Genomic DNA, 19,970 nt, shown 5'->3' on the forward strand with positions numbered 1-19,970 from the left:
GCGCGCCCAGGAGGCGGCTCGGCACGCTCAGGCGGCCCGCGGCGGGTGTGCTCAGGTGTGGCCGGCCGCGGCCACCGGCCGGGCGTCGGCGTCCCGCTCGGCCGGGTCGGAGGTCCGCTCGCCCTCCCGGTCGAGCAGCTGCATGACCGGGGTCGCCGCGATGCCGTGCACCACCACCGAGACGAGCACCACCAGCCCGACGGTCGCCCAGAGCAGCTCCGCCTGCGGGAAGTCCGCCTTCGTGGTGGCGTACGCGAGGTAGTAGAACGAGCCGACACCGCGGATGCCGAACAACGAGATCACCCAGTGTTCGGCCGGTCGCCCCGGCGCCCCGCGCAGCGACAACCAGCCGACGAGCGGCCGAATCAGGAACACCAGCGCCACCCCGACGGCAGCCGCCGACCAGGTCAGCGGGGCCAGCAGGCCACCCACGATCGCGCCGCCGAGCAGCAGCAACAGCACCAGGGTGAGTAGCCGTTCCACCTGCTCGGCGAAGTCGTGCAACACCGAGTGGAACTCGTGGGTCCGCTCGGCGGCCCGGATGGCCCGCGCGGCCACGAACACCGCCAGGAAGCCGTACCCGCCGATCACCTCCACCAGCCCGTACGCCAGGAACGTGGCAGCCAGCGCCAGGAAGCCCTCGGCGTGCCGGGCCAGTCGCAGCTCACTGGGCGCGCGGAAGAACAGCTTGCCGAGCAGCCAGCCGATCAGCAGCCCACCGCCGACCCCGGCGCCCACCTTCCAGAGCACGTCCACTGTGAACCATTCGGCCAGCCAGTCGCTCGGGGCGAGGCTGGTCGAGGCGATGGCGATGGCGGCGTAGACGAACGGGAACGCCAACCCGTCGTTGAGCCCCGCCTCCGAGGTCAACGCGAAGCGGACCTCGTCCTCGGAGTCCTCCACGTCCGTCGGCTCACCGACCTGCACGTCAGCGGCGAGCACCGGGTCGGTGGGGGCCAGCGCGGCACCCAACAACAGGGCGGCGGCCGGCACCAGGCCCGCCCACCACCAACCGAGCAGGGCCACCGCCGCGATGCACAGGGGCATGGCGATCGCCAGCAGCCGCCAGGTGGACGACCACCGCTGCCAACTCAACGGTCGGTCGATCTTGAGCCCGGCCCCCATCAGCGCGACGATCACACCGATCTCGGTGAGGTGGGTGGTCAGCTCCGGATGGGCCAGCGGGTCGGGTGTCGGCAGCCCGACCGGCAGCAGGAACACCACCATGCCGAGGGCGAGGAAGGCGATGGGCATGGACAGCGGACGCCGCTCCAGCACCCGGGGCAGGATGCCCGCGAGCAACGCACCCAGGCCCACAAGCGCGAACGCCACGTCTACCGGCTCCACGGCACCACCCTTCGGCCGCACCCGCGGGGCGCGGGGCAGGTGGTGACAGACCTTGCCCCGGCAGAGCTCCGGCTATGCGTGTACGCGTGGGTGAACCGGAGTGAACCTCACCTCGGCCGGGTCAGCGGCGAATCCGTCAACTCGTCGAGCAGCGCGGCGGGATCGTCGTACACCGCCACCGCGCCGGCACCCGCGAGCTCGCCGCGGCTGGTGCCGCCACAGGTCAACCCGACGCACGGGATGTCCAGCTTGCCCGCCGCCACCACGTCCCAGACCGAGTCGCCGACGAAGACCACCCGCTCGGCGGCCAACCCGGACTGCTCAAGCGCGGCGACCAGGATGTCCGGGGCCGGCTTGCTCTGCTGGGCGTCCGCCGAGGAGGTGACCGTGTCGATCACGTCCTCGGCGGCCAGCGCCCGGCGCAGCGCGCCCACCTCGGGTTCCGAGGCGGAGGTGGCGAGCACCACCCGCAGGCCGCGCTCGGCGCAGGCGCGCAACAGGTCGGCGGCCCGGGGCAGCGGGGTGAGACGTTCCCAGTACTCCGCGTAGAGGGTGTCGTGCGCGTCGCGCAGCCTCCCGTCGGCGTCCCGGTCCCGCTCGGGGCCGAGCAGGTGGTCGAGGAGCTTGTCCGAACCCATTCCGATCGAGCGGTGCACCACCGCCATCGGCACCGGCTGGTCGGTCTGGCGCAACGCCTCCCACCAGCTCACGGTGTGTAGGTAGGTGGTGTCCACCAGGGTGCCATCGACGTCGAAGAGGACTCCGGCGGGCTGGTCGGTACGCATGGTCGTCCTCCTACCCGGCGGGCCACTCAGGGATGCGTGGCCGGCGGCGTCAGAATCTCGAACCAGACAGTGGAGCCACGGACCGACGGGTCGGTGCCCCAGGCGTCGCTGAGCTCCTCGATCAGACCCAGCCCCCGCCCACGACTGCTCAACGTGTCGGTGCGGGTGCGGGTCACGGTGCCCCGCGTGCCGGAATCGGCTACCGAGACCAGCAGACGCTCGGGGCTGAGGTCGATCTCCACCCGGGCGGCGGTGCCGGCGTGCAGCAACGCGTTGGTGGTCAGCTCGCTCGTGCACAACACCGCGGCCCCGATCACCGAGTCGGCCACCTGCCACTCGGTGAGCTGCCCGGTCATCCAGTGCCGCACCCGGCTGGGCGCTGTCGGTTCCGCGGGGACCTCCATGCTCGCCGAACGGCTCGGCTTGAGCGCGTGCTCGACCGCCAGCACCGCCACGTCGTCCTCGGTGCTGCCGGGCACCGCCGCGGTGGCCACGGCGCAGAGCGCCCGGGGGTCGCCACTGCCGGCCTTCGCGACGGCGTCGCCGAGGGTGGCCAGCCCGGCGCTGAGGCTCTGCCGACGACGCTCCACCACCCCGTCGCTGAACAGCAGCACTGTGTCACCGGGGCGGAACGCGACAGTGATGGTGCCCGGCCGGCCGCCCAGACCCAGCGGGGGACCGGCCGGCACGTCGACGTACTCGGCGTGGCAGCGGCCCTCCGGGTCGCCACGACGGATCAGCGGTGCGGGGTGACCGGCGCTGGCCAGGGTCAGCTCCCGCCGCTCCGCGTCGATCACGCCGAACGCCACGGTGACGAAGAGTTCGTGCGTGCCGGCCTCCGCGCCCAGGCTGGTCACCAGCCGGTCCAGCCCGGCCAGCACCGCGTCGGGCGCCGGGTCGGCCAGGGCCAGCGCGCGCAGCGCCGCCCGGACCTGTCCCATCCGCGCGGCGGCCTGCACATCGTGACCCGCCACGTCGCCCAGCACCACACCGAGCGTGCCGCCGGGCAGGAGAAACGCGTCGTAGAAGTCACCGCCGGCGGCGTTGCCGTCCACCCCCGGGTCGTAGCGGGCCGCCACCCGCAACCGGGGCAGGTCCGGCAGGTGCTCCGGCAACATGCTGCGCTGCAACAACTGGGCGGTGCCGTGCTGGGTCTCGAACCGGCGGGCCCGCTCCGCGGCCTGGCCGATCAGCTCGACCGAGGCGGCCAGCAGCGCCCGCTCGGCGGGCGACCAGGTGTGCGGCACCTGGTAGCCGACCGCCAGCCCACCGCGCACCACCGAGGTGCCAAGCGGCAGGGCCGCCATCGAGCGGATCTTCTGGTCGTGGCGGTCCACCGCGATCTCCCGCAGCGGTTGCCCGTCGCCGACGAAGAACGGGCCGGCGGAGCGGGCCGCCTGCACCACCGGGGCCGACCAGCCCGCCGGAGCGCGCCGCCACAGCGGCGGAAGCCGCTCGTCGGCCTCGTCAAGCAGTTCCCCCCGGACCCGACGCACCATGCGCCAACCGCCGCCGCCCTCGTCGACCGCGAACGAGGCCTGGTCCGGGTCGAACGTGGTGATCGCGTACCGCAGCGCCACCCGGGCCACGTCGTCGAGGGTGAGCGTGCCGGCCAGCGCCGCGGCGACCTCGCTGAGGCTCTGCAACTGCTCGGTCACGTGGGTGGTCTCGGCGGCGACGGTCAACGTGCCGACGATCTGTCCGGTGCTGTCCCGCACCGGTGAGTAGCCCCGGGTGAAGACCGCCTGCTCCACCGTCGCGGAGTGCCCCCGCACCAGCGGCAGGGTGGACTCCTTCTCCAGGAACGGCACGCCCTGCCGGTAGGTGCGCTCGAACACCTGACCGACGCCGGGCAGCGCCCAGATCTCGGCGAACACCTCGGCGGCCGGGCGGCCGAGGGCGCTCAGGTGCTTGGTGCCCAGCAGTTCGGCGTACGCGGCGTTGTACAGCAGGACGAGGTCGTCGCCGTACGCCAGGGCCATCGGCATCGGCGAGGCGAGGATCAGGTCGATGACGGCCCGGATCGCCACGTCCCAGCTCTCCGGTGGGCCCAGCGCGGTGTCGGCCCAGTTGTGGGCGAGCACGGCAGCGGCCGTACCGGTGACGGTGGACGCACCCGGGACGGGAGTTGCTGGCGTGGGGACTCGCCCGACCGTTCCTGGCATGTCCGCAGCCTAGTCGGCTCGTCGGAAAAGGCATCCGATCATGGCGGCGGGGCGTCGCCGTCGGCGTCGTACTGCCCGTCTGGGCAGTTCAGGACCCCTGTTCGTCGGCCGGCTGGGAAAACACGGCGCGTTGCGCGGACTGCCGGACCGGTAGCCGGGTATGCGCCCGGCGCAGTCCATGCGACAGGAGGGACATCATGCTGAAAACCCTCGCGGTCCGGCAGGCCGACATCGGCGATGCCATCGCCGACACCTGGAGGTCGGTGCTGCTCTTCATCCCGAAGGCAGTGGCCTTCATCGTCATCCTGGTGGTCGGCTGGCTGATCGCCAGAGCCGTCCTCAAGATCGTGGATACGGTGCTGGAACGGGTGCACTTCGACCAGGCGGTCGAACGTGGCGGTATCAAACGGGCCCTGGAGAGAACGAAGTACGACGCCTCCGACATCCTGGCCAGACTGGCCTACTACGCCGTCCTGCTGTTCACGTTGCAGTTCGCGTTCGGCGTCTGGGGGCCCAACGCGATCAGTGACCTGATCAGCGGCGTGGTGTCCTGGCTACCGCGGGCGTTCATCGCGATCGTCATCGTGGTGGTGGCGGCTGCGATCGCCAACGCCGTCCGGGATCTGGTCACCGGGGCGCTGGGCGGGCTGTCGTACGGCAAGGTGCTGGCCGACCTCACGGCGATCTTCATCATCGCGCTCGGCGTGATCGCCGCGCTGAACCAGGTCGGTATCGCCACCACGGTGACGACCCCGGTGCTGATCGCGGTGCTCGCCACGGTGGCCGGCATCCTGATCGTCGGCGTCGGTGGTGGTCTGGTCAAGCCGATGCAGAACCGCTGGGACGGCTGGCTGGAACGGGCCGCCCGGGAGGCTCGGGCGGTGCAGCAGCAGCGTCAGGCCAACGTGGCCGGGCGCAGCGACGTGGAGCGGCAGATGGCCGACCGCGGGGGCGATCGCACCCAGGCGATGCCTCGGGTGGACGAGGAAGCTCCGCAATACCGTTCGTAGCGAGACCGCACGGCAGGTGGGGAGGGTGTTCCGCGTACGACGCGGGGTGCCCTCCCCGTCGTCGGTCAGTCGCCGAGCGAGCGGGCCAGCGCGCAGACCGCGAGCAGTCGGGTGAGCAGCCACTCCGGTTGGCTCCAGTCCACCGGCCCGTCCGGGGGCACCCACCCGTGCTCGAGCGCGGCGGCGCGGACCCCCTCGGCGTAGCCAGCGAGGGCGGCGGCGGTAAGTGGCTGGCGGTCACCGTCGAGGCTGTCCCGCACGGCGGCCGCGTGCTGGTCGACGAGGGCCAGCAGCCCCGGTCGCGCGGCGGCGGCCGCGAGCCCGACGGTGCCGAGGGAGACGGTGAGGGCGGCCAGGGTGGACCGCGCCGAGTCGACGGCGGTACGGGTGGCGACCCGGTTGAACGGCACACGCATGGTGACCGAGGCTAACCGACAGGTGACGACGTCGCCGTCGGCCACTCGGTGGATGTCTGCCGCGCCACTGGCCGTTCCGGCTGACCGTGGGGGTTGATCCGGCACAGACGGGTCAGCAGGAGAATCACCGGCGTTTCACCGCACCGCGCCGGCGATGCGACAGCGGCCGGGCGGACCGGATCAGCAGCCGCGGCCGACCGGGCGCGAAGCCCCGCCCGGCGGCGTGGGTCAGTCGCTTGTCGCGTCGGCCGGGCGACGCCGCGCCGCGTCGTCGGCGATGATCACGGTCGCCACCATCAGCGCGACGCAGAGGCTGAACAGCCACGAGTCGTCGGCGACCAGCCGGGCGGACACGGGTGCCTGCAGGGCGGCGAGCATGAAGCCGAGCCAGGCGAGCCGGCGCTGACGCGGCGAGAGGATTCCGGAGCCTTGATGCATCCCGAAATTCTTACGCGAGTCAGCCCGTTTGCCGTCCTCCGATCGGCCGATTCTGGATGAGCTGTCCGTTTTCTCGACCGTCCGGACACGACTTCTTTGCGCGCCGCGCGATCGGAGGTCGACGGTACTAGGGTGCCCTGCGGCAGGATGGTGTCCCGTGTCCACCGCGTCCGCGCGTCCCCGCGCCTCCCTGCTCCTGCTGGCCTACCTCGCCTTCGTCAGCCTCGGCCTGCCCGACGGCCTGCTCGGGGTCGGCTGGCCCTCGATCCGGGGCGACTTCGACGTACCGACCGAGGCGGTCGGCCTGGTGCTCACCGCGGGCACCGTCGGCTATCTGACCTCGAGCGTGCTCGCCGGGTTCACGCTGGCCCGCATCGGGGTGGGCGCGTTGCTCGCCGGCAGCACCCTGCTGGCCAGCCTGGCCCTGACCGGCTATGCCCTGAGCCCGGTACTGGCGGTGCTGGTGGGCTGTGCGCTGCTGCTCGGGCTCGGGTCCGGCGCTGTCGACTCCGGGCTCAACGCGTACGCGGCCGGGGCCTTCGGGCCGCGCCACATGAACTGGTTGCACGCCTTTTTCGGGCTGGGCGTGGCGATCGGCCCGCTGATCATGACCGGGGTGCTGAGCGCCGGACTGTCCTGGCGTTGGGGGTACGGCATCGTGGCCGCCGCCCAGCTCGCCCTCGCCACCGCGTTCGCGCTCACCGTGCGGGCCTGGCGCCGCGACCGTCCGACCCCCACCGAGGCCGCCCCGGGGGCCGCGCCCTCGCCGGCCGTCCGGGTCCCGATCCGGGCGACCCTGCGGCTACCGGCGGTGTGGTCCGGGACGCTCGCCTTCGCGTTGTACGTCGCCATCGAGGTGTCCACCGGCCTGTGGGCGTTCCTGCTGCTGACCGAGGGTCGGGGGCTGAGCGCGGCGGTGGCCGGCGGCTGCGTCTCCGCGTACTGGGGGAGTCTCTTCGTCGGTCGGGTCGTGCAGGGCGTGGTGGCCGAACGCCTGGGGGCCACGCTGGTGCTGCGCGTCAGCCTCGTCGGGATGGCCGTGGGCGCGGGCCTGATCGCCGTACCCGGTCCGGCCGCGTTGGCGGTGCTCGGCCTGGTCGTTGTCGGGTTCGCCGCCGCGCCGGTGTTCCCGCTGCTCACCCTCACCACCGCCGAGCGGGTCGGCACGTCCCACGCGGACCGGGCCATCGGGTTGCAGATCGGCGCCGCCGGTGTCGGCGCGGCGCTCGTCCCGGCCGGGCTCGGTGTGCTGATCGGCAACACGTCGGTGCAGGTGCTGGGCTCGGCCCTGGTGGTGCTCGCCCTGGCGTTGATCGCCCTCTACGAGTGGGGAGCCCGCCGCTCTACCGGCCGACCCAGCGGGCCGCCGGTGCCCACCCAACCCGAGGGTCAGACGTCCGGTCCGGTCCTTCCGGTGGTGGAGGGACGGTAGGGGCGCTCCGGGTCGGTCGCCTCCCGGCTGTTGCCCCGGGCCTGCCCGTCGCGGTCCGAGGCGGCCGGCCCGTGCCCGAACGCGGCTTCCTCGCCGGCGTCGTTGCCTGTCACGTCGTCGGCCTGCCCGTCGAGGCTGGAGCCCGACACGGCCTGCTCCAGCTCTTCCAACGGAAGCCGTTCCTCGTCCCGCCACACCCTGATGTCGTCGTCGGTCATGCCTTCAGCCGTACCCGGGCGCGATGATCGCAAACGGGCACGGCGATGGCCGCCGGGATTCCGGCGGCCATCGGGTGTCGGGTGGGCACGGATCAGGGCTGCGGACGGTCCACCGCGCCGCGCCACGCGCCGGTCTCCTGACCGCGCCGCTCGATGTAGGTCTTGAACCGCTCCAGGTCGCCCTTGGCCCGCCGGTCGACGATGCCGAGCTTGTCGCCGGCCTGCTCGACCACGCCGTGCGGCTCGAACTCGAGCTGGAGGGTGACCCGCGTCTTGTCCGCGTCGAGCCGGTGGAAGGTCACCACGCCGGCCTGCTGCGTGCCGTCGGTCGAGCGCCAGGCGACCCGCTCGTCGGGCAGCTGTTCGGTGATCTCGGCGTCGAACTCGCGCTTGACCCCGGCGATGTCCACGGTCCAGTGGGTCATCGTGTCGGAGAGCTGCCGAACCTCCGACACCCCCTCCATGAACTCGGGGAACTGCTCGAACTGCGTCCACTGGTCGTACGCGGTGCGTACGGGCACTGACACGTCCACATGTTCGGTAACGCCACTCATTCTGGGAACCTCCTTCAGCCGCTGGTGGTCATCGAGTCGGGGGACGACTCGTCACCAGCGAGTTGTCTCGTTCTTGTTGCCGAGAGCGGCCCACACCTCGGAGACCGTCTGGTAGAGGGTGCCCTCGGGCAGTCGTTCCAGCGCCGCCACGATGTCGTCCGGCGCCTCGTTCTCGCGGGCGCTGGCGATCAGCACCAGGCGGTCGCCCGGCAGCGCGCTCATCGAGATGAACCGGCCGAGCCGGCTACGCTGCTCGACGTCCGTGGAACTCATCCCCTGCGGGGTGCCGGTGCGCAGGTCGCCGGCCGGGGCGGTGGTCGTCTCCGGCTGGTCCTCGCCCGCCGGCTCCGGCACCCGCGACTCGTCGACCCGAGAGCCACCGGTCCCCGGCCCCTGCACGAGGCCGCTGACCTCCTGACTCATCTGTTCGTCGATCCTCGGTCCGTGCTTGCTGTTGCCACGCTCCATGCCTTCTGCGCTACCCGGCACCCTGCCGGCTAAACCGGCACCGGGCCACGAACGGACCCAGGGTCCAGCGCCGAACCGGACGGGCGGCCCGAAACCGGCGGCTCAGTCGTCGGCGGGCCGGCGGGGCGGCAGCACCGGGTCGTCCGGGTCGGGGTCGCCGGCCTGCAACTGCCGTCCGCGCTGCACCTCGGCGTTGATCTGCACGCCCAGCATCAGCGCCGAGTTGGACAGGTAGAGCCAGACGAGGAAGGCGATGGCCGCGCCCAGGCTGCCGTAGGTCGTCTTGTACGAGGCGAAGTTGGCCACGTAGAGGCCGAAGCCGAAGGAGACAGCCGCCCAGGAGACCAGAGCCACCGCGCCGCCGGGGGTGAGCCAGCGGAAGCGGGGTTGGCGCACGTTCGGCGCGATCCAGAACAGCAGCGACAGCAGCACCATCATGACCATGGCGAGCACCGGCCACTTCGCCACGCTCCACACCGTCCGGGCCAGGCCCCCGGCGTTGATCAGGTCGCCGACCGCGTCGGTGACCGGGCCGCTGACGATGAGCGCCAGGGCGACCACAGCGAGCAGCACCAACGTGATCGCGGCAAGGCCGATCTGCAACGGCCGAAGCTTCCAGACCGGCCGGCCCTCGGTCACCCCGTAGATGGCGTTCGAGGCCCTGGTGAACGCGCCGATGAAACCCGACGCGGACCACAGCGCACCGAGCAGACCGAAGCTCAGCAGCAGCTTGGGGTTGCTCTGCTGGAGCACCACCGCCCGGATCACACCGATCACACCGTTCTCGTCGTCGGTGAGCACCGAGCCGGCGCCCACCTGCCGGGCCAGGTCGACGACGGTGTCGACGGTCTGCTCGCCGCTGGAGACCAGACCGACCAGGGCCACCACCACGATGGCGGACGGAAAGAGCGCCAGGACCCCGTAGTAGGTGAGCGCGGCGGCCCAGTCGGAGCAGTTGTCGTTGACGAAGTTCTGTCCGCTGCGGACCAGCACCCCGCGCCAGGTCCGCCAGCTCAACTGCCGCATCCGGTGGGGAACGGCGGGGTCGCGCGCACCGCGCGTCGTACCGGGCTCCGTGGTCGTCATGTCCCGCTCCCTGCGCCCCGGCCACCGGATGACCGGTCGTCCGGTCGGGCCTGGCCCGCCGGTACCCGCACCGGGAAATCGACAAACCCGACCGCCGCGCGCGACCGTTTAGGCAGGGAAGCCCGGGGAACGTCAGGGGGATCCGACCGACGCGGAGGAGGACGAGATGCCCGGGCGCGAAGACCTGCCCAGCACGCTGCGACGCTCCCCGGAGAAGGCGCAGCGCACCTGGGAGAAGACCCACGACTCGGCGGTGGAGACCTACGGCGAGGGGGAGCGGTCGCACCGCACCGCCTTCGCCGCGGTGAAGCACCAGTTCGAGAAGGTTGGCGACCACTGGGAGCCGAAGGACCGCAAGGGTCCGAGCGACGAGCAGGCCGCTGGCGGCGGGCCGGAACGGCGTGCCCCAACCGCCGGTGGCGTGGACGCCAACGCCAGCAAGGACCACCTCATGTCGGTGGCCCGCGAGCTCGACGTCCCCGGCCGGTCAAGCATGACCAAACCGGAGCTGGTCAAGGCGATCGAGAAGGCGAACGACAGGGCCACCCGCAAGGCCCGCGGCGGCTGAGCACCGCCGGGGCGGACAACACCGACACGGTACGGGCGGACGCGCCACCCCTGCGTCCGCCCGTACCGTTCACCAGTGCCCGCCGCCCGGCGCCTCGATGTGCACCGCCTTCGTGGCGGTGAACTCGTCGAGCAGTTCCGGGCCGTAACCGAAGCCCTGCCCGCTGGCCCGTCGTGGGTGCGCGGCCCCGCCGGGCGCGCCGCCGAACACCGCGTTGATTTTCACGGTGCCCACCGGCAACTCCCGCCAGGCCCGCTGGGCGTGGCTCATCGACGTGGTCAGCACCGTGGCGGCCAGCCCGTACGGGGAGTCCGCGGCGCAGCGCAGCGCCTCGTCGAACGAGTCGACAACCACCACCGGGGCGACCGGCCCGAACGTCTCCTCCCGCACCAACGGCATGTCGTGCCGGCAGTCGGTGACGACTGTGGCCGGATAGAACGCCCCCGGCCCGTCCGGCACCGCGCCGCCGACCCGCACCCGGGCGCCGGCCGCCACCGCCGCCGCGACCTGACCGTGGACCTGATCCCGGTGCCGGCGGTCGACAAGCGGGCCCAGTTCGGCGCCGGGGTCGCGGCCCGGCCCGAGCCGCAGTGCCGTGGCGCGACGGACCAGCGCCGCCACGAACTCCTCGGCCACCTCCCGGTGCACGTAGAGCCGCTCCACCGCCACGCAGATCTGCCCGGCGTTGGCGAACGCACCGAGCGCGGCCTGCTCCGCCGCCCACTGCGGGTCCACACCCGCGTCGACGATGAGCGGATCGCTGCCCCCGTTCTCCAGCAGCACCTTCGCGCCGGTGCGGGCCGCGGCGGCGGCGATCGCCCGCCCGGTCGCCGTGGATCCCACGTGCGCCACCACGTCGACCTCCTGGGCGGCCAGCGCCGCACCGACCTCGGGACCGCCGGTGAGCAGCGACAACACGCCGGCCGGCAACGCCGCGTCCAGGGCCCGGGCCAGCAGCCAACCCGTCGCGGGGGTCCGTTCGCTCGGCTTGTAGAGCACGACGTTGCCGGTCACCAGGGCGGCACCGAGCAGCCCGCAGGAGACCGCCACCGGGTCGTTCCAGGGCGTCAGCGCCGCGACCACGCCGCGCGGTTGCGGAGTCAGGAAGTCGAGCGCGTCGACACCGCCGTTGAGGGTCCGCCCTCCGCGCAGCGGAGCCAGCTCCGCGTACTGTCGCAGGGTGCCGATGCCCGCCTCGACGCCGCCGCGGGCGTCCGCCAACGGCTTGCCCATCTCCGCCGTGACCGCCTCGGCCAGTTCCCCGGCGGTCGCCGCCACCGCGTCCGCGGCCCGGTGCAGCGCCGCGGCCCGCTCGGCCGGCGGGGTCGCCGCCCACTCGGCGGCCGCGTTGCGGGCCGCCTGCGTCGCCTTGCCGACCTCGTCGGCGGTGGCCACCGGCACCGTGCTGACCGGCGAGTCGTCTGCCGGGTCACGGACCACCAGCTCACCGCCGTCGCCGCCCGCGCCCCACACCCCACCCACCAACTGCGTAACCGTGTACATGCGGCGCTGGATGCCCCGGCCCTGGCGGGGCAAACGCGTTTCGCCCGGTTGCGTGCCGGGTAGCCGGATCGGATGACAACCACCGCCGCGCAGAGCGTGGACGCCGTCGTCGTCGGGGCCGGTCACAACGGCCTGGTGGCGGCCAACCTGCTCGCGGACGCCGGCTGGGAGGTGGTGGTGCTGGAGGCGACAGCGGTGCCCGGCGGCGCGATCCGCTCCGCCGAGGTGACAGCGCCCGGCTACCTGAGCGACCTCTACAGCTCCTTCTACCCCCTGGGGTACGCCTCACCGGTGCTGCGCGGGCTCGACCTGGGTCGGCACGGCCTGTCCTGGCGGCACGCGCCGGACGTGCTGGCGCACCTGTTGCCCGACGGTCGGGCCGCGGTGATCAACCGGGACCCGGACGTCACGGCCGCCTCGCTCGAACAGTTCGCCCCCGGCGACGGCAAGCGCTGGCTCAACGCCTACACCGACTGGGTCGACGTGGCCGAGCCGATGCTGACAGCGATCACCACGCCGTTCCCACCGGTACGCGGCGGGCTGGGCCTGCTGCGTCGGCTGCACGTCGCCGGTGCGTTGCGACTGGCGCGACGCCTGGTGGTACCGGTCCGCAAGCTCGGCGACGAACTCTTCGACGGTGCCGGCGGGCCGGCCCTGCTGGCCGGCTGCGCCCTGCACACCGACCTGTCCCCGGAGGAGGCCGGCTCCGGGGTGTACGGCTGGCTGCTGGCCATGCTCGGCCAGCAGATCGGCTGGCCGGTGCCCGAGGGCGGGGCGCAGCAGATCACCAACGCGCTGGTGGCCCGGCTTCAGGAGCGCGGAGGGACGATCCGCTACGGCGCCCGCGTCGACCGGGTGCTCACCGCCCGCGGCCGGGCGATGGGCGTACGCACCGACGGCGGCACCCTGTGGCGGGCCCGCCGGGCCGTGCTCGCCGACGTGCCCGCGCCCGCGTTGTTCCTCGACCTGGTCGGCGCGGCGGCGCTGCCGTCGCGGCTGGTGGAGGATCTGGCGCACTTCCGGTGGGACGGGTCGACGCTGAAGGTGGACTGGGCCCTCTCCGCGCCGGTGCCCTGGACCAACCGGGAGCTGGCCGGCGCCGGCACCGTGCACCTCGGCGCGGACCTCGACGGATTGACCCACTACGCGGGTGAGCTGGCCCGGGGCGAGCTGCCCCGCCACCCGTTCCTGCTGGTCGGGCAGATGTCGGTGGCCGAGCCCAGCCACTCCCCGCCGGGCACCGAGTCGCTCTGGGCGTACACCCACCTGCCGTTTCGACGGGACTGGCGGGCCGAGGACGTCGCCGGGCACGTGCAGCGGATGGAGGACGCGCTGGAGGCGGCGGCACCGGGTTTCCGACAGCTGGTCGTCGGCCGACACGTGGCCGGACCGGCCGAGCTGGAGCAGGCCAATCCGAGCCTGGTCGGTGGCGCGCTGGGCGGCGGCACCGCTGCCGCGTACCAGCAGCTGTTCCTGCGCCCGATCCCTGGCCTGGGCCGCGCGGACACCCCGGTGGACCGGCTCTTCCTGGCCAGCGCGTCGGCGCATCCCGGCGGCGGGGTGCACGGCGCGCCCGGGGCGAACGCGGCCCGCGCCGCGTTGGCCCGTGACCGCGCCCTCACCGGCCGCGCCTACGCCGCGGCCATCGCCACCGCCCACCGGGCCGTCTACCCCAACTGACCCACCCCCCCAACCCCCCAACCCCCCTCGCCTCGTCCGTTGATCATGAGGTTATGGCGACGACACGCCGAGGCGAGTGGCAATAACCTCATGATCAACCGGGGAGGCCGGGGTGGGGGAGGGCCGGGTGGGGTGGGTTTGGGTTCAGCGGGTGATGTTGCGGTGCTTGCTGCGCAGGCGGAACGGCATCAGGGCGCTCTCCACCTTGGTCGCGGTGGTCATCTTGGACAGGCCCTCCTGCCGCTCCTCGAAGCGGATCGGCACCTCCAGGATGGTGTGCCCAAGCTTGGTGGCGAGGTAGTGCATCTCCACCTGGAAGCTGTAGCCGTTCGACTGCACCCGGTCCAGGCCGATGTCGCGCAACGCCTCGGCCTGCCAGATCTTGAAACCGGCGGTGAGGTCCCGGATGCGCACCCGCAGCAGGGTGTGCACGTAGAGGTTCGCCCAGCCGCTGAGGGCCCGCCGGTACAGCGGCCAGTTCTCGTCTAGCTCGCCACCGGGCACGTAGCGGGAGCCGATCACCACGCTCGCCTGGGTGGACAGCAACGCGCCGAGCATCCCCGGCAGCGCCTCCGGCGGGTGCGACAGGTCCGCGTCCATCTGCGCCACGTACTCGGCGCCACCCTCGATCGCCCGGGTCATCCCGTCGACGTACGCCCGGCCGAGGCCCTCCTTGCCCGCCCGGTGCACCACCTCGATCCGGTCCGGGTGCTCGATGGCCAGCTTGTCGGCCACGTCGCCGGTGCCGTCGGGGGAGTTGTCGTCGGCGACGAGGATGCGCAGACCGGGCAGTGGCAGGGCGAGCAGCCGCTCCACCAGCGTGGGCAGGTTGCCCGCCTCGTTGTAGGTGGGCACGACGACGGTCAGGCGTGCGTCCCGCCACGGCGACGGTAGCTGCACAGGCTCGATCATGCGGACATCCTCGGTTTGCGGACAGGGGGCTCCCGGAAAGGGTATCCAGTTGTCACATTCGGGTTGAAGAGGCACCCCTTCCGGGCGTTGCGTACGGCGATGTCCCGGCGAGGGCGGACATCGATCCCGCTGGTCGCGTACGGTGCGGGCCGGTCGCCGCGACAGGCGGCCGACCGCTGCGACGGCGTCGATGCCGTCGGACAGGCGGTCACCACCACCGTCGGCTTCACCGCTGCCCGGGCTGTCGGGTGGCGATGTCGGCGAGTCGGTCGAGCGTCTCCCGGTTGCGCAGGTGCAGCACCAGGTCGTTGACCTTGTTGCGGACCCAGCGCAGCGGACCGGCGGCGAAGTCCTCACCGATGCGGACCCGGGTGGCGCCACCGTCGACGGGTTGCAGTGTGAAGGCCACTATCGCCTCACCTGCCGGCCAGAGACCCGCCCTCAGCACGAGCCGGTGCGGCGGCTCGCAGACCAGCACCGTCGACGCGTCCTGCAGGGAGAACGGCCACGGCCCGGCCCGGTGGTGCAGTTGGCTGCCCACCCGGGGCCAGGCGTCGTCCACGTCGCGTACATGTGCCGTGCCGACCACCCAGTCGCTGTACGTCCACCCGTCGGCGAGCACGTCGAACACCCGCTGCGGGGGCGCGTCGATCACTTTCTCCACAATCGCCACTGGATTGCCATACCCCGGGCGGGGCGCTGGCTAACGATCGACGGGTTAGCTTCTCCCGGGCGACGGGTAAGGCCGACCCGGGCGCCGCCGGCCCACCCGCCGACCGACCACGTTTACTCCTTCGGGCGCCGGGAACCCGCCGGCTGTGCGACAGGACCAGGAGGATCCGTATCAGCGCAGGTCAGCCCCGGTTTGCGCCGCTGCTGACCGCGCCGGCACGGCCGGGTCCCGGCATCCCGCCGCCGGCAGCTCCCGACCCGTCCTGTACGACGCGGTGCTGCTGGACCGCGACGGCACCCTGATCGAGGACGTGCCGTACAACGGCGACCCGGAGAAGGTGCGGCCGGTGCCGGGGGCGCGGGCCGCGCTTGACCGGTTGCGGGCGGCCGGGCTGCGCCTGGCGGTCGTGACGAACCAGTCGGGCCTGGCCCGGGGCTATTTCACCGACGCGCAGATGCGAGCCGTGCACGCCCGCGTCGAGGAGTTGCTGGGCGGGTTCGACGCCTGGCTGGTCTGTCCGCACGACGACGCCGACGGCTGTGCGTGCCGCAAGCCGGCGCCCGGCCTGGTGTACGCCGCCGCCCGGGAGTTGGGCACTACCGCGTCCCGGTGCGTGCTGGTGGGCGACATCGGCCGGGACGTCGCCGCCGCGCTGGCCGCCGGGGCGGCGGGGGTGCTGGTGCCCACGCCGGTGACCCGACCGGAGGAGACCGCCGCCGCCGGCGGGGTGGCCGCCGACCTGCCGGCGGCGGTGGAGGAGATCCTGCGCCGCCAACAGGCAGTGCGGCCGGCTACCCCGCCGGCCGAGGAGGTGCGCACGGCGTTGGTGGTCCGCTCGGATTCGGCGGGGGACGTGTTGGTGACCGGGCCGGCGATCCGTGCCGTCGCGGCCGGGGCCCGGCGGGTGGTGCTGTTGTGTGGGCCACGCGGACGGGCGGCCGCCGATCTGCTGCCCGGCGTCGACGAGATCATCGAACACCCGTTGCCCTGGATCGACCCCACGCCGGGGCCCGTCGACGCGGACGCCCTGCGGAGCCTCACCGCGCGGCTGAACGCGGTCGACGCGGAGCAGGCGGTGGTGTTCACCTCGTTCCACCAGTCCGCGCTGCCGCTGGCGCTGCTGCTGCGGATGGCGGGAATCGGCCGGATCGCGGCGATCAGCGACGACTACCCGGGTTCGCTGCTGGACATCCGGCACCGGGTGCCGGTGGGCGTTCCCGAACCCGAACGTGCCCTCTCCCTCGCCGCCGCCGCCGGCCACCGGCTGCCCGACGGCGACGAACCTGTGCTCCGGCTGCGCCGCGACGCCGTGCCGCCGCGCCCGCCCGGCCTCGGCGACCCGGGGTACGTGGTGCTGCACCCCGGCTCGGCAGCGTCGAGCCGGGCCTGCCCGCCGGAGGTGGCGACCCGGATCGTCGGGGCGCTGGCCGCCGCCGGGCACCGGGTGCTCGTCACCGGCGGCCCGGACGAGCGTGAGGTCACCGCCCGGGTCGCTGCGGCCGGCGGCACCGACCTGGGTGGGCGGACCGACCTGGCCGAGCTGGCCGGCATCATCGCGGACGCCAGCGCGGTGGTGGTCGGCAACACCGGGCCCGCGCACCTGGCCGCCGCGGCCGGCGTGCCGGTGGTGAGCCTGTTCGCGCCGACCGTCCCGTTCGGCCAGTGGGGACCCTACCGGGTGCCCACCGTCCGGATCGGCGACGCCGCCGCACCCTGCCGGGACACCCGTGCGCCCAACTGCCCGGTCCCCGGGCACCCCTGCCTGCGCGGCATCGACCCGGACGAGGTGGTCGAGGCGCTGCGGACGCTCACCGTCAGCGGCGGTGGTGGCCGACGATGAACATCCTGCTCTGGCACGTGCACGGTTCCTGGACCACGTCGTTCGTGCACGGCGCTCACCGGTACCTGATCCCCACCACACCCGACCGCGGCCCCTACGGCCTCGGCCGGGCCCGCACCTACCCCTGGCCGGACAGCGCGGTCGAGGTCACCCCGGAGGACCTGCCGGGCGCCGACGTCGACGTGGTCATCCTGCAACGACCCGAGGAGATCGACAGGGCCGAGGCGTGGCTGCGCCGCCGACCCGGGCGCGACATCCCGGCCATCTACGTCGAACACAACACCCCGAAGGGCGACGTGCCCAACACCCGGCACCCGATGGCCGACCGCGACGACCTGCTCATCGCCCACGTCACCGGGTTCAACCAGATCTTCTGGGACACCGGGACCAGCCGCACCACAGTTGTCGACCACGGCATCGTCGCCCCGGCCGTCTCCTACACCGGCGAACTCGACAGGCTCGCCGTGGTGATCAACGAGCCGGTCCGGCGGGGTCGGGTCACCGGCACCGACCTGCTGCCCCGGTTCGCCGAGATTGCGCCGCTGGACGTGTTCGGGATGGGCGTCGCCGGTCTGGCCGACCACCTCGGGCTGCCCGCCGACCGGCTCATCAGCCACGACGACGTGCCCCAGGACCGGATGCACGCCGAACTGGCCCGGCGGCGCGCGTACCTGCACCTGTGCCGGTGGACCTCGCTCGGGCTCAGCCTCATCGAGGCGATGGCGATCGGCATGCCGGTCGTCGCGCTCGCCACCACCGAGGCGGTGACGGCGGTGCCACCGGAGGCGGGCGCCCTCGCCACCCGGACCGACACCCTGCTCGACGCCGCCCGCCGGTTCATCGCCGAACCGGCGACCGCGCGCCAGGCCGGCGCGGCGGCGCGCACCGCCGTGCGGGACAGGTACGGCCTCGACCGTTTCCTCGCTGACTGGGACCGGCTGCTGGAGGAGGAAGTATGCGGATCGCGATGATCTCGGAGCACGCCAGCCCGCTCGCCGTCCTCGGAGGGGAGGACGCCGGCGGCCAGAACACGCACGTCGCGGAGCTGTCCGCCGCGCTCGCCGCCGCCGGACACGAGGTGCGGGTCTACACCCGCCGGGACGCGCTCGACCTGCCGGTGACCGTCCGCAGCCCGGACGGGTACGACGTGGTGCACGTGCCCGCCGGCCCGGCCGAGCCGGTGGCCAAGGACGCGCTGCTGCCGCACATGCGCGAGTTCAGCAGCTGGCTGATCGAGCGCTGGCGCGGCGGGGACTGGGTGCCCGAGGTGATCCACGCGCACTTCTGGATGAGTGGCCTGGCGGCGTTGACGGCCGGTCGACAGACCGGGGTGCCGGTGGTGCAGACGTACCACGCCTTGGGCACCGTGAAGCGCCGCCACCAGGGCGTGCAGGACACCAGCCCGGCCCGTCGGGTGTCCTACGAGCGCGAGTTGGGCCGCTCGGTGGACCGGATCGTCGCGCAGTGCCGCGACGAGGTGGGCGAGCTGGTCCGGATGGGCGTGCCCCGGTCCCGGATGACTGTGGTGCCCTCGGGCGTCAACCTCGCCACGTTCGCTCCGCTCGGGCCGGCCGCCGACCGTGAGCCGGGCCGGGCCCGGATCCTCACCGTGGGCCGACTTGTCGAACGCAAGGGCTTCCAGACCGTGATCCGGGCGATGGCCCTGGTCGGTGACGCCGAGTGCGTGGTGGTCGGCGGCCCGCCCGAAGGGCTGCTGGAGACCGACCCGTACGCCCGGCGGTTGCGGGCCCTGGCCGAGACCTGCGGAGTGGCCGACCGGGTGCACCTGGTCGGCGCGGTACCCCGGGAGGAGATGGGCCGCTGGTACCGCTCGGCGGACCTGCTCGTCGCCGCACCCTGGTACGAGCCGTTCGGGCTGACCCCGCTGGAGGCGATGGCCTGTGGGGTGCCGGTCGTCGGCACCGCCGTCGGCGGCATCCGGGACACCGTTGTCGACGGGACGACAGGTGACCTCGTGCCGGCCCGGGACCCGCAGGCGCTGGCCGGCGCCATCCAGGGCCTGCTCGACGACCGGATCAGGCGTTTCGCGTACGCCACGGCGGCCCGCGAGCGGGCCCGCACGCGGTACTCGTGGGCGGCCACCGCGGAGCGGCTGGTCGAGGTCTACAGCGAGGTCGCCGCCGTTCGCCGGCCCGCCCGGGTGGTGGCCTGATGCCGGCCGGCAGCCTGCTCGACACCCACCTGACGAACCTCGCCGCGGCGCTGGTGCCGTACCGGCGGTGCGAGTCGCAGCTGGCCCGCTGGGGCGCCGACCTGGCCCACCGGCTGGCCGCCGGGGGACGCCTGCTGGTGGCCGGCAACGGCGGCAGCGCCGCCGAGGCCCAGCACCTCACCGCCGAGCTGGTCGGCAAACTCCACAACGACCGCCAGCCGCTGTCCGCGATCGCGCTGCACGCCGAGACGAGCGCGCTCACCGCCATCGCCAACGACTACGGCTACACCGACGTGTACGCCCGTCAGGTGCGCGCCCACGGCCGTCGCGGCGACGTCCTGCTGCTGCTCAGCACCAGTGGCAGCAGCCCCAATCTGGTGAGCGCCGCCCAGGCCGCCCGCGCCGCCGGCCTGACCACCTGGGCGCTCACCGGCGCCGCCCCGAATCCGCTCGCCGACGCCTGCGACGAGGTGCTGGCCGTCGCGTCGCCGGACACCCAGGTCGTGCAGGAGTTGCACCTGGTGACAAGCCACCTGCTCTGCGAGTACCTCGAACAGGAACTGGCCGCGAGCACCGACCCGGCGGTGGGCCGGCACCTGCCGGCGGATCCCGATCCGGCCGGCCGGCTCCGCTCCGGACCGGTGCGCACCGGGGTGGAAGTGGTGCTCGACGGTGGCTCCGGACAGCAGGTCGACGCGTGAG

General features: G+C 73.3%; 20 protein-coding genes. 8 read left to right on the forward strand and 12 right to left on the reverse strand.

All coding sequences use genetic code 11. From position 1 onward, the window contains the following. Positions 1 to 51 precede the first annotated feature (51 nt). The 3 genes from AB0B85_RS27020 to AB0B85_RS27030 form a co-directional block, all read right to left on the reverse strand. Positions 52 to 1,347, reverse strand: coding sequence for a cation:proton antiporter (locus AB0B85_RS27020; protein WP_357411764.1), 1,296 nt, complete (start codon positions 1,345 to 1,347; stop codon positions 52 to 54). A gap of 107 nt (positions 1,348 to 1,454) precedes the next feature. Then, on the reverse strand, positions 1,455 to 2,132 hold the full coding sequence (locus AB0B85_RS27025; protein ID WP_357411765.1) for an HAD family hydrolase: 678 nt from the start codon (positions 2,130 to 2,132) through the stop codon (positions 1,455 to 1,457). A gap of 26 nt (positions 2,133 to 2,158) precedes the next feature. Then, the gene (locus AB0B85_RS27030) at positions 2,159 to 4,297 is read right to left on the reverse strand and encodes a SpoIIE family protein phosphatase (protein ID WP_357411766.1); all 2,139 of its coding nucleotides are present in this window, start codon (positions 4,295 to 4,297) and stop codon (positions 2,159 to 2,161) included. Between the two features lie 197 nt (positions 4,298 to 4,494). Here AB0B85_RS27030 and AB0B85_RS27035 point away from each other — a divergent pair, with 197 nt between their 5' ends. After that, positions 4,495 to 5,307, forward strand: a complete 813-nt coding sequence (locus tag AB0B85_RS27035) for a hypothetical protein (protein ID WP_357411767.1) — start codon at positions 4,495 to 4,497, stop codon at positions 5,305 to 5,307. 65 nt (positions 5,308 to 5,372) lie between these two features. Here the strand turns inward: AB0B85_RS27035 and AB0B85_RS27040 are convergent, their stop codons facing one another. Both AB0B85_RS27040 and AB0B85_RS27045 read right to left on the reverse strand, forming a co-directional pair. Beyond that, positions 5,373 to 5,723: a DUF6401 family natural product biosynthesis protein gene (locus AB0B85_RS27040; RefSeq protein WP_357411768.1), complete on the reverse strand. Its 351-nt coding sequence runs from the start codon at positions 5,721 to 5,723 to the stop codon at positions 5,373 to 5,375. Positions 5,724 to 5,951: 228 nt separating this feature from the next. Then, positions 5,952 to 6,161, reverse strand: a complete 210-nt coding sequence (locus AB0B85_RS27045) for a hypothetical protein (protein WP_357411769.1) — start codon at positions 6,159 to 6,161, stop codon at positions 5,952 to 5,954. A 157-nt stretch (positions 6,162 to 6,318) separates the two neighbouring features. Between AB0B85_RS27045 and AB0B85_RS27050 the strand changes: the two genes are divergently transcribed. Next, positions 6,319 to 7,593, forward strand: a complete 1,275-nt coding sequence (locus tag AB0B85_RS27050; protein ID WP_357411770.1) for an MFS transporter — start codon at positions 6,319 to 6,321, stop codon at positions 7,591 to 7,593. Here the strand turns inward: AB0B85_RS27050 and AB0B85_RS27055 are convergent. From AB0B85_RS27055 to AB0B85_RS27070, 4 genes are all read right to left on the reverse strand, one after another. Further along, complete coding sequence (locus AB0B85_RS27055) at positions 7,551 to 7,811, reverse strand: hypothetical protein (protein WP_357411771.1); 261 nt, start codon at positions 7,809 to 7,811, stop codon at positions 7,551 to 7,553. The two genes, AB0B85_RS27050 and AB0B85_RS27055, sit on opposite strands and share 43 nt — an antisense overlap. A 92-nt stretch (positions 7,812 to 7,903) precedes the next feature. Then, positions 7,904 to 8,365 carry an SRPBCC family protein gene (locus AB0B85_RS27060; RefSeq protein WP_357411772.1) on the reverse strand — a complete coding sequence of 154 codons (462 nt, stop codon included), beginning with the start codon at positions 8,363 to 8,365 and terminating at the stop codon, positions 7,904 to 7,906. A 51-nt stretch (positions 8,366 to 8,416) separates the two neighbouring features. Next, positions 8,417 to 8,833, reverse strand: coding sequence for a DUF2795 domain-containing protein (locus AB0B85_RS27065; protein WP_110564927.1), 417 nt, complete (start codon positions 8,831 to 8,833; stop codon positions 8,417 to 8,419). Between the two features lie 102 nt (positions 8,834 to 8,935). Continuing rightward, entirely contained in the window at positions 8,936 to 9,919 is a 984-nt protein-coding gene (locus AB0B85_RS27070; protein WP_357411773.1) for a YihY/virulence factor BrkB family protein, read from the reverse strand. Between the two features lie 166 nt (positions 9,920 to 10,085). Between AB0B85_RS27070 and AB0B85_RS27075 the strand changes: the two genes are divergently transcribed. Beyond that, a complete protein-coding gene (locus tag AB0B85_RS27075) occupies positions 10,086 to 10,487 on the forward strand; it encodes a ChaB family protein (RefSeq protein ID WP_357411774.1) in 402 nt (133 codons plus the stop codon). Positions 10,488 to 10,556: 69 nt separating this feature from the next. Here AB0B85_RS27075 and AB0B85_RS27080 read toward each other — a convergent pair whose 3' ends face one another. Then, positions 10,557 to 11,990, reverse strand: coding sequence for an aldehyde dehydrogenase family protein (locus AB0B85_RS27080; protein WP_357411775.1), 1,434 nt, complete (start codon positions 11,988 to 11,990; stop codon positions 10,557 to 10,559). Positions 11,991 to 12,062: 72 nt separating this feature from the next. Between AB0B85_RS27080 and AB0B85_RS27085 the strand changes: the two genes are divergently transcribed. Next, on the forward strand, positions 12,063 to 13,670 hold the full coding sequence (locus tag AB0B85_RS27085; RefSeq protein WP_357411776.1) for an NAD(P)/FAD-dependent oxidoreductase: 1,608 nt from the start codon (positions 12,063 to 12,065) through the stop codon (positions 13,668 to 13,670). 144 nt (positions 13,671 to 13,814) lie between these two features. Here the strand turns inward: AB0B85_RS27085 and AB0B85_RS27090 are convergent, their stop codons facing one another. Continuing rightward, positions 13,815 to 14,582, reverse strand: coding sequence for a polyprenol monophosphomannose synthase (locus AB0B85_RS27090; RefSeq protein ID WP_357411777.1), 768 nt, complete (start codon positions 14,580 to 14,582; stop codon positions 13,815 to 13,817). 226 nt (positions 14,583 to 14,808) lie between these two features. Next, positions 14,809 to 15,255, reverse strand: coding sequence for an SRPBCC family protein (locus tag AB0B85_RS27095; RefSeq protein WP_357411778.1), 447 nt, complete (start codon positions 15,253 to 15,255; stop codon positions 14,809 to 14,811). Positions 15,256 to 15,517: 262 nt separating this feature from the next. On the opposite strand from AB0B85_RS27095, the gene AB0B85_RS27100 reads away from it, so the two are divergent. The 4 genes from AB0B85_RS27100 to AB0B85_RS27115 are packed head-to-tail and all read left to right on the forward strand — an operon-like array spanning position 15,518 to position 19,969. Continuing rightward, positions 15,518 to 17,095 carry an HAD-IIIA family hydrolase gene (locus AB0B85_RS27100; protein WP_357411808.1) on the forward strand — a complete coding sequence of 526 codons (1,578 nt, stop codon included), beginning with the start codon at positions 15,518 to 15,520 and terminating at the stop codon, positions 17,093 to 17,095. Next, positions 17,092 to 18,066 (forward strand): glycosyltransferase, encoded by a 975-nt coding sequence (locus AB0B85_RS27105; protein ID WP_357411779.1) that lies wholly within the window; start codon positions 17,092 to 17,094, stop codon positions 18,064 to 18,066. The genes AB0B85_RS27100 and AB0B85_RS27105 overlap by 4 nt, the downstream gene beginning before the upstream one ends. After that, complete coding sequence (locus tag AB0B85_RS27110; protein ID WP_357411780.1) at positions 18,051 to 19,268, forward strand: glycosyltransferase; 1,218 nt, start codon at positions 18,051 to 18,053, stop codon at positions 19,266 to 19,268. The genes AB0B85_RS27105 and AB0B85_RS27110 overlap by 16 nt, the downstream gene beginning before the upstream one ends. After that, a complete protein-coding gene (locus tag AB0B85_RS27115; protein ID WP_357411809.1) occupies positions 19,265 to 19,969 on the forward strand; it encodes an SIS domain-containing protein in 705 nt (234 codons plus the stop codon). The genes AB0B85_RS27110 and AB0B85_RS27115 overlap by 4 nt, the downstream gene beginning before the upstream one ends. The last annotated feature ends 1 nt before the right edge of the window (position 19,970 follow it).

It is taken from the genome of Micromonospora sp. NPDC049044 (genome assembly GCF_040649215.1).
In the GTDB taxonomy this organism is placed as follows: Bacteria; Actinomycetota; Actinomycetes; order Mycobacteriales; family Micromonosporaceae; genus Micromonospora.

What these genes read in the sequence shown, in the direction of transcription:
- AB0B85_RS27045 (WP_357411769.1), bottom strand. Translation starts at nt 6,161, where the DNA reads ATGCATCAAGGCTCCGGAATCCTCTCGCCGCGTCAGCGCCGGCTCGCC.
- AB0B85_RS27065 (WP_110564927.1), bottom strand. Translation starts at nt 8,833, where the DNA reads ATGGAGCGTGGCAACAGCAAGCACGGACCGAGGATCGACGAACAGATG.
- AB0B85_RS27085 (WP_357411776.1), top strand. Translation starts at nt 12,063, where the DNA reads ATGACAACCACCGCCGCGCAGAGCGTGGACGCCGTCGTCGTCGGGGCC.
- AB0B85_RS27035 (WP_357411767.1), top strand. Translation starts at nt 4,495, where the DNA reads ATGCTGAAAACCCTCGCGGTCCGGCAGGCCGACATCGGCGATGCCATC.
- AB0B85_RS27025 (WP_357411765.1), bottom strand. Translation starts at nt 2,132, where the DNA reads ATGCGTACCGACCAGCCCGCCGGAGTCCTCTTCGACGTCGATGGCACC.
- AB0B85_RS27030 (WP_357411766.1), bottom strand. Translation starts at nt 4,297, where the DNA reads ATGCCAGGAACGGTCGGGCGAGTCCCCACGCCAGCAACTCCCGTCCCG.
- AB0B85_RS27080 (WP_357411775.1), bottom strand. Translation starts at nt 11,990, where the DNA reads ATGTACACGGTTACGCAGTTGGTGGGTGGGGTGTGGGGCGCGGGCGGC.
- AB0B85_RS27105 (WP_357411779.1), top strand. Translation starts at nt 17,092, where the DNA reads ATGAACATCCTGCTCTGGCACGTGCACGGTTCCTGGACCACGTCGTTC.
- AB0B85_RS27070 (WP_357411773.1), bottom strand. Translation starts at nt 9,919, where the DNA reads ATGACGACCACGGAGCCCGGTACGACGCGCGGTGCGCGCGACCCCGCC.
- AB0B85_RS27040 (WP_357411768.1), bottom strand. Translation starts at nt 5,723, where the DNA reads ATGCGTGTGCCGTTCAACCGGGTCGCCACCCGTACCGCCGTCGACTCG.
- AB0B85_RS27055 (WP_357411771.1), bottom strand. Translation starts at nt 7,811, where the DNA reads ATGACCGACGACGACATCAGGGTGTGGCGGGACGAGGAACGGCTTCCG.
- AB0B85_RS27110 (WP_357411780.1), top strand. Translation starts at nt 18,051, where the DNA reads ATGCGGATCGCGATGATCTCGGAGCACGCCAGCCCGCTCGCCGTCCTC.
- AB0B85_RS27090 (WP_357411777.1), bottom strand. Translation starts at nt 14,582, where the DNA reads ATGATCGAGCCTGTGCAGCTACCGTCGCCGTGGCGGGACGCACGCCTG.
- AB0B85_RS27075 (WP_357411774.1), top strand. Translation starts at nt 10,086, where the DNA reads ATGCCCGGGCGCGAAGACCTGCCCAGCACGCTGCGACGCTCCCCGGAG.
- AB0B85_RS27060 (WP_357411772.1), bottom strand. Translation starts at nt 8,365, where the DNA reads ATGAGTGGCGTTACCGAACATGTGGACGTGTCAGTGCCCGTACGCACC.